This is a genomic window from Fulvivirga aurantia (genome assembly GCF_009711475.1).
Classification (GTDB): Bacteria; Bacteroidota; Bacteroidia; order Cytophagales; family Cyclobacteriaceae; genus Fulvivirga; species Fulvivirga aurantia.
Genome location: NZ_SMMD01000785.1, coordinates 1 through 8,257, shown reverse-complemented (window position 1 = coordinate 8,257; position 8,257 = coordinate 1). Strand labels below are relative to the sequence as shown.

General features: G+C 39.0%; 9 protein-coding genes. 4 read left to right on the top strand and 5 right to left on the bottom strand.

The genetic code is table 11. From position 1 onward, the window contains the following. The first annotated feature begins 93 nt into the window (after window positions 1–93). Both E1176_RS10190 and metK read left to right on the top strand, forming a co-directional pair. Window positions 94–801, top strand: coding sequence for an SAM-dependent methyltransferase (locus E1176_RS10190; RefSeq protein ID WP_155210507.1), 708 nt, complete (start codon window positions 94–96; stop codon window positions 799–801). A gap of 118 nt (window positions 802–919) precedes the next feature. Further along, entirely contained in the window at window positions 920–2,173 is a 1,254-nt protein-coding gene (gene metK, locus E1176_RS10185; protein ID WP_155210506.1) for a methionine adenosyltransferase, read from the top strand. Window positions 2,174–2,236: 63 nt separating this feature from the next. Here the strand turns inward: metK and hpf are convergent, their stop codons facing one another. From hpf to E1176_RS10165, 4 genes are all read right to left on the bottom strand, one after another. Next, window positions 2,237–2,533 carry a ribosome hibernation-promoting factor, HPF/YfiA family gene (hpf, locus tag E1176_RS10180; RefSeq protein ID WP_155210505.1) on the bottom strand — a complete coding sequence of 99 codons (297 nt, stop codon included), beginning with the start codon at window positions 2,531–2,533 and terminating at the stop codon, window positions 2,237–2,239. A 34-nt stretch (window positions 2,534–2,567) separates the two neighbouring features. Beyond that, entirely contained in the window at window positions 2,568–3,446 is an 879-nt protein-coding gene (locus tag E1176_RS10175; protein WP_155210504.1) for a tyrosine-type recombinase/integrase, read from the bottom strand. Between the two features lie 72 nt (window positions 3,447–3,518). Further along, a complete protein-coding gene (rpsU, locus tag E1176_RS10170) occupies window positions 3,519–3,713 on the bottom strand; it encodes a 30S ribosomal protein S21 (RefSeq protein WP_155210503.1) in 195 nt (64 codons plus the stop codon). Window positions 3,714–3,850: 137 nt separating this feature from the next. Continuing rightward, window positions 3,851–5,023: an acyl-CoA dehydrogenase gene (locus E1176_RS10165; RefSeq protein ID WP_155210502.1), complete on the bottom strand. Its 1,173-nt coding sequence runs from the start codon at window positions 5,021–5,023 to the stop codon at window positions 3,851–3,853. A 167-nt stretch (window positions 5,024–5,190) separates the two neighbouring features. On the opposite strand from E1176_RS10165, the gene E1176_RS10160 reads away from it, so the two are divergent. Together E1176_RS10160 and E1176_RS10155 are read left to right on the top strand one after the other, a co-directional pair. Next, window positions 5,191–6,507 carry a UDP-glucose dehydrogenase family protein gene (locus E1176_RS10160; RefSeq protein WP_155210501.1) on the top strand — a complete coding sequence of 439 codons (1,317 nt, stop codon included), beginning with the start codon at window positions 5,191–5,193 and terminating at the stop codon, window positions 6,505–6,507. Next, window positions 6,497–7,492 (top strand): UDP-glucuronic acid decarboxylase family protein, encoded by a 996-nt coding sequence (locus E1176_RS10155; protein WP_155210500.1) that lies wholly within the window; start codon window positions 6,497–6,499, stop codon window positions 7,490–7,492. Before E1176_RS10160 ends, E1176_RS10155 begins: the two co-directional genes overlap by 11 nt. A 73-nt stretch (window positions 7,493–7,565) precedes the next feature. Here the strand turns inward: E1176_RS10155 and E1176_RS20670 are convergent. Continuing rightward, on the bottom strand, window positions 7,566–8,257 hold a 692-nt coding region (locus E1176_RS20670), incomplete at its 5' end, for a hypothetical protein (RefSeq protein ID WP_185152738.1).

Here is an 8,257-nt window from a genome sequence, read left to right as displayed (position 1 = left end):
TTTTATATTGAAATACATAAGCGCTCCAATTATAATGAGTACAAGCCCTGTGATCAAAAGTAGTTTAGCCATATTCAAAATTAATAAATCATTATGAGTTCAGGGAAGCTATATCTTATACCCATTGTCATTTCAGAAAAGCAGACCAATGTCGTGCCTGAGCAAGTAAAAGAAGTAATTGAAAATACCGACTATTTCCTGGTTGAAAATCTCAGGACAGCGAGACGCTTCATTAGCAGCCTGCAAATGGGTATAACTATTGAAGACTTGCAGTTTGAAGAGCTCGATAAAAAGACGCCTCAGGCTACTGTAGAAAAGCTAATGAGCAAAGCAAAAACTGGTACCAATGTTGGCCTTATGTCTGAAAGTGGTTGTCCGGGGGTGGCCGATCCTGGTTCTCTAGCTGTAGACTATGCGCATAAAAATAATATACCTGTCGTGCCTTTAGTGGGTCCTTCTTCTATCTTGTTGGCTCTAATGGCTTCTGGTTTCAACGGGCAGCAGTTTGCATTTCATGGCTACCTTCCGATAGATAAAAAAGCTTTGGAGCAGAAAATTAAAGCTTTGGAGGAGGAGAGTAGAAGGAAAAATCAAACTCAATTATTTATAGAGGCTCCTTATCGCAACAATCAATTGGTAGAGCAGCTAAAGAAAAACTGTTATCCCAATACCAAGCTATGTGTAGCCAGAGATTTAAGTGGAGAACAAGAATGGATCAAAAGCACAACCATCGCAGACTGGCGCAAGATAAAGGTAGACCTGCATAAAATACCCACCGTTTATGCACTTTTTGCCGGGTAAATTCTGCCAGTTACACGACAGTAATACTCCTTGCCGAACATGAGATTTTATTTTAACCTCTGATGGCCTAAATTTGTGCCCTTCAAAATAAGACTAACATAAACTAAACTATAAACGTATGCCATATTTATTCACGTCCGAGTCTGTGTCTGAAGGACATCCGGATAAGGTTGCAGACCAGATTTCTGACGCCTTAATAGATAACTTTTTAGCATTTGACAAAGACTCAAAAGTGGCTTGCGAGACACTTGTGACCACCGGGCTCACTGTTTTAAGTGGAGAGGTAAAGTCAGAGGCTTATCTCGATGTACAACAAATTGCCAGAGATGTAATCAACAAAATTGGTTATACAAAAGGTGAGTATATGTTTGATGGCAATTCTTGCGGAGTAATTTCTGCAATTCATGAACAGTCACCAGACATCAACCAAGGTGTAGATAGAGGTAATCCTGAAGAGCAGGGTGCCGGTGACCAGGGTATGATGTTTGGCTATGCGACCAATGAGACAGATGATTATATGCCTTTGGCGCTTAATATTTCTCATAAGTTGTTGAAAGAGCTGGCTGAGCTTAGAAGAGAAAATAAAGAGCTCACCTATTTAAGGCCAGACGCTAAATCACAGGTAACTATTGAGTACTCTGATGATAATGTGCCTCAGCGTATTGACTCAATTGTAGTTTCTACACAGCATGATGATTTTGACGAGGAAGGAAAGATGCTCGCGAAAATTAAGGAAGACATCATTAACATTCTCATTCCTCGAGTAAAGGCACAATTAAAGCCGGAGATTCAAAAGCTATTTAATGATAAGATTAAGTATCACATCAATCCTACTGGTAAGTTTGTGATTGGTGGTCCTCATGGAGATACTGGTCTAACTGGCCGTAAGATCATTGTTGATACTTACGGAGGAAAAGGTGCTCACGGTGGAGGAGCTTTTTCTGGTAAAGACCCGTCTAAAGTAGATCGCTCGGCTGCTTATGCTACGAGACATATTGCCAAAAATATGGTAGCAGCTGGTGTGGCTGACGAGATTTTGATTCAGGTATCTTATGCGATTGGTGTAGTAGAGCCTATGGGTATTTTTGTAAATACTTACGGCAAATCACACGTAGATATGAGCGATGGTGAGATTGCTGAAAAAGTTGCTGAAGTATTTGACATGAGGCCTTTTGCCATAGAAAACAGACTCAAATTAAGAAATCCTATTTACTCAGAAACTGCTGCTTACGGACACATGGGGCGTAAAAATGAGGTAGTCACGAAAGAGTTTAAAGCTGTAGATGGAACGGTAGTAACAAAAGAAGTGGAGTTATTCCCATGGGAAAAGCTTGATTATGTAGATAAGGTAAAAGAAGCCTTTAACATATAATTTTAAGATAAGGGAAATAAAAAAGGGGCGTAAGCCCCTTTTTTTATTCATTAATGTCTCGTCTTAATGAGCCATTTGCTTTAGTTTAAATTTTTTCAATTGTCTTCTTAAAGCCTCAGTAGCGAGGTCGGTAGCTTCTTCAAATGATTTAGCTTCTTCCTTGGCAAACAACTGCTGGCCGGGAATATTGAGTTTAATTTCTACGGTTTTGTTTTCTACCCCTGAATTATTTAGTCTTAAAAACACTTCACCATCAACCATTCGGTCGTAAAAGGTTTCAAGCTTGTCTACTTTTTTCTGGATGAAATCTAGCAACTTTTGGTCGGCATCGAAGTGGATTGAGTGCATTTGTAATTTCATAATCTTACAATTTTAAAAGGTTAGAAAATTTTATTTAAGCTTTAGGGTGCGCCTGGTCAAAGACCGATTTTAGTTTATCGAGCGAATTATGCGTGTAAACCTGTGTCGCGGCCAAGCTTGAATGCCCTAGCAGGTCTTTTACAGCGTTTAGCTCCGCTCCTTTATTGAGAAGGTGTGTAGCAAATGTATGACGCAATACATGGGGACTACGCTTCTCTATTGTGGTAAATAAATTAAGATACTTTTTTACTGTTCTGTATATAAGCATTGGGTAACATCGGTCTCCGGTTTCAGTAACGAGTAAGTACTCATCTTCTTTTGCCGAAACAGACATTTTTTTTAATTGCTTATAATCTTCTATTACATGCTTAAGATTATTAGAAAACGGAATTATTCTTTCCTTGTTTCTTTTTCCCAGTACTTTAATTGTGTTTGAATATATATCGATATCATCCGTCTTGAGATTAATCAGCTCAGAAAGACGTATACCAGTACCGTAGAGTAATTCCAGGATCAATTGATCACGCTTTCCTTCAAAATCTCTGCTAAACTCACACTGGTCCAGCAGGCGGGTGATGTCCGGCTCGTTTACAAATTGTGGGAGAGCTTTGTTGGTTTTCAAAGCTTGAATTTTCCAGGTAGGATCCTTGGTAATAATTTCTCTCTTGAGGAGAAATTTGTACAGCGCCCTTAAGGATGCCATCTTCCGATTTACAGACCGAGGCGATGTTCCTTTTTCTACCAAAGACACTACCCAATGCCGGATAGAATTATGGCTGGCTTCTTCTAGCTTCTCGCCATAGTTATCAGTAAGAAATTGCTCAAATTGATTGATGTCATTTTCATACGAGGTGATCGTATGAGCGCTAAAACGCTTTTCGTATTGTATGTATTTAAGGAAGGACTCCCGCATAAAAAAATAGTACTACAAGCCGTAGCTCTGTAGTACTAAATCTAATAAATATTAGCGGGAAATTACAGTCAATTAGTAGTTTTCTTCTGCGTACTTTTTCTGTCTGTATTTTGCTTTTATGATTTCAGTTCTTCTCTGAACAGAAGGTTTCTCGTAGAAATTTCTGGCTCTTAATTCTTTCAAAACACCAGTTTTCTCAAACTTCTTCTTAAATCTTTTTAGAGCCTTCTCTATAGATTCGTTTTCTTTTACGTTTACTACGATCATTTTTTATACACCTCCTTTCAAATGGACTGCAAATTTAGAGATAATTATTGGAAATACCACGATATAATTAAAATTACCGATTACCAATAAAAAAGGGTGGCTATTAACCACCCTGTAATTGTTATATAGGCTTTTAATTATTTCAATATAGCGCGTGCAATTACCAGTTTCTGAATTTCTGATGTTCCTTCTCCGATAGTACAAAGCTTTACGTCTCTGTAAAATTTCTCTACAGGATAGTCTTTAGTAAATCCATATCCTCCAAATATTTGTACAGCTTCATTAGCAGCTTTTACCGCAATTTCAGAAGCATATAACTTAGCCATAGCAGACTGCTTATTCACCGACTTGCCTTTGTTCTTCAAATCAGCGGCTTGGTGTGTTAAAAGCTTCGCAGCTTCAATTTCTGTAGCCATATCAGCCAGCTTAAAAGATATACCCTGAAACTTCGCTATTGGTTGGTTAAACTGGTGTCTCTCCTGAGAGTACTGCAAAGCTGCCTCATATGCACCCTGTGCTATACCTAAACTAAGCGCTGCTATTGAGATTCTCCCACCATCTAGCACTTTCATAGCCTGGATAAAACCTTCACCTTCGCCACCTAACATTTGGTCCTTATGAATTCTGCAATTCTCAAAAATCATTTCTGCAGTTTCTGAAGCTCTCATACCTAGCTTATTTTCTTTTCTACCTGCAGAAAAACCCGGTGTTCCTCTTTCTATAACAAAGGCCGTCATGCCGTGAGAGTCGCCTGTTTCGCCCGTACGAACGATCACAACCGCTACATCTCCAGATTTACCGTGAGTGATCCAGTTTTTAGCGCCATTAATCACATAATAATCTCCGTCCTTCTCAGCTACGGTACGCATGTTTCCTGCATCTGAACCTGTATTAGGTTCCGTAAGACCCCAGGCACCGATGTGCTCAGCGGTAGCAAGTTTTGGTAAGTATTTTTTCTTTTGCTCTTCGTTTCCGAATTGTAAGATGTGACCAGTACACAAGGAGTTGTGAGCTGCCATTGATAAGCCGATAGAACCATCAATTTTTGAGAGCTCTGCAATAGCTGTTACATATTCATGATAGCCAAACCCAGACCCACCGTACTCTTGTGGTACTAAAACACCCATTAGACCTAAGTCACCTAATTTTTTGAATAAAGGAATAGGAAACTCCTGTGACTCATCCCATTCCATCATGTGTGGTTTTATTTCCTTCTCTCCAAAATCTCTCACCATCTGAGCAATCATCTTCTGGTTTTCTGTTTCCTCAAAAGAGATGCCTGTGTTTGTTTGTTCTGCTACTGCTTGCATTTTTATGATATTGTTTTAGTTCAAAATTACCGCAATAAAGTTGATTACCCAAACGAATGTTAGTTTGGTAAATTTTTTAACAGTTTCATAAAACAATATTTATGTTCCGAATGTATTATAAATCATTATTTTTGAACCCTTTAATTGAAAATCGAAAACTATAAAATATGAAAATAGCTGTTGTAGGAACTGGTTACGTAGGCTTGGTAACCGGTACATGTTTTGCCGAAACAGGTAATACTGTTACTTGTGTTGATATTGATGAGAAAAAGGTTGAAAGCCTTAATAATGGAAAGATTACGATATATGAACCAGGGTTAGAGGCCTTGTTCGAAAGAAATATACAACAAGAGCGACTTCACTTTACCACCGACTTAAAAGAAGGAATAAAAGATGCAAAAATCATATTCCTTGCCTTGCCAACACCTCCTGGTGAGGATGGCTCAGCTGACTTGCAATACGTATTAAAAGTTGCTGAAGACTTAGGGCCAATTTTAGAAGACTATACCGTAATAGTAGATAAGAGCACAGTGCCTGTAGGAACTGCAGAAAAAGTACATGCCAAAATTGCGGCTAATGCAAAAGTAGATTTTGATGTAGTTTCTAACCCAGAGTTTTTGAGAGAAGGAGTTGCTGTAGAAGACTTCATGAAGCCTGACCGTGTGGTAGTAGGTACTGAGTCTGAAAAGGCAAAGAAACTTATGGAAACGCTTTATGCACCATTGGTGAGACAGGGTAACCCAGTGATTTTTATGGATGAGAAATCTGCCGAGCTCACAAAATATGCGGCAAACTCATTCCTGGCGACTAAAATCACTTTTATGAACGAGATTGCTAATATGTGTGAGCTCTTAGGAGCTGATGTAGATGCTGTAAGAAAAGGCATGGGTACTGACTCACGTATAGGTAAGAGATTCTTATTTGCTGGTATTGGCTACGGTGGTAGCTGTTTCCCTAAAGATGTTCAGGCATTAGCTAAATCTGCTCAGGAAGTAAATTATGACTTTAGTATATTAAACTCAGTAATGAGTGTAAACGAAGGTCAGAAGACTAAATTAATACCTCGTATAAAGGAGTATTTTGGCGGAGATCTTAAAGGAAAGAAAATTGCACTTTGGGGGCTGTCTTTCAAACCTTATACTGATGATATTAGAGAGGCACCTTCTCTTTATAACATAGACCAATTAGTAGCTGCCGGAGCAGAAGTGCAAGCTTATGATCCTGAAGCTATGGAAAATGTGAAAGGTGTAATTGGAGATAAAGTATCTTACTACAATGATGCTTACCAGGCACTAGAAGGAGCTGACGCTTTATTTATTGCAACAGAATGGCCTGTATTTAGAACTCCAGACTTTGACAAGGTTTCATCTTTATTGAAAAATAAGACTATTTTCGATGGAAGAAACCTGTATGATCTAAGCGAAATGAAAGAGCTTGGTTATACTTACTTTAGCATTGGAAGACAAACTGTAAATGGCAAATAAAAAAAGAGTACTTATTACCGGTGCTGCCGGGTTTTTAGGGTCACACTTGTGTGATCGTTTCATGGATGAAGGTTATCATGTCATTGGCATGGACAACCTCATTACCGGTAATATCAAAAACCTGGAGCACTTATTTCATAATGAGCATTTTGAGTTTTACAACCACGATGTGTCAAAATTTGTACACGTACCTGGTGAGTTAGACTACATCTTGCATTTTGCCTCTCCGGCAAGCCCCATTGATTATCTTAAAATACCTATACAAACCTTAAAGGTTGGTTCTTTAGGTACTCATAATCTGTTGGGTTTGGCAAAGGCCAAAAAAGCAAGAATGCTTATTGCTTCTACTTCAGAAGTATATGGTGATCCGATGGTACACCCACAGACGGAAGAATACTATGGAAATGTAAATCCTGTAGGACCTAGAGGCGTTTATGATGAGGCCAAGCGTTTTCAGGAGGCTATGACGATGGCTTACCACACTTACCATGGTGTAGAAACCCGGATAGTGAGAATTTTTAATACCTATGGGCCTCGTATGCGACTCAATGATGGCCGCGTGTTACCGGCATTTATCGGGCAGGCTTTAAGAGGTGAGGATCTTACTGTTTTTGGAGATGGGTCTCAAACACGTTCTTTTTGCTATGTGGATGACTTGGTAGATGGTATTTATAGATTGCTACACAGCGACTATGTGCACCCTGTAAACATTGGAAATCCTGATGAGATTACCATAAAAGAGTTTGCTGATGAAATCATAAAACTCACAGGCACTACTCAGAAAGTTGTGTACAAACCTTTGCCAAAAGATGACCCTATGCAAAGGCAACCTGAAATATCTAAGGCCAAAGAAATATTGGGCTGGGAACCGAAGGTAAGCCGGGCAGAAGGGCTAAAAATAACCTACGATTATTTCAAAGGGCTCTCAGAAGAGGAGTTGAATGCTTCGGAGCACTATGATTTCGAAGGATTTATAAGAAAATAAGGCTCAGTTAATATTCATAAAAAAGGCCACTGATTACAAAATCAGTGGCCTTTTTTGATAAGCAACTTTCAGTTTAGCAGTCTATATTTTCAAAGTTTGTGTCCCAGCAGTGAAAAAGATCATCTCCATAGAAATCGCTATTCTTTATTCTACCATTCCCATCATTTGAGTTCCAGTCGATTTCAACAAGGTTGTCGTCCTTATCAATATATATATCATAAGATCGGTTAAATTCCACATCTGCTGACTTCGAATACTCGATATATGAGCCATTAAGATCAGCTGTAGCATCTATACTCGTATATTTTATTTTACCTATCTCTTCATTTTCTTTTTCCCAGTCGATACGTAAGAAATCTCTTGGGCTATCGCCATCGATATTTAGCATCCAATAACCTTCAGTTCCTCCTGTGTTCATCACCCCGGAATACCAAAGAACGTCTTGAAAACCGTTTTGCTGTGATATATACATATTCCACTCAACACCATCATTTACAAAGCCGGCAGTAAGCTCAGAAGAGTAGGTTCTGCCTACCACATCATAGTCAAACCTCCAAACCCAAAGAGCCCGATCGCTGTCATAAGAGGGTTTTTGACTAATGGCTGCTTTGAAGGCGCTTACTGGTATTGCTAAATTTACAGCAAGTATGGTATTCCAAACTCCCACAGTGGTAGCAGCTACTGCCCAATTGTTACTTTCCTCAATCCTTCCACCACTGTTGTCTTCCTTAAAATTAGAGAAGTTCATCTCCATTGTAGCCACAG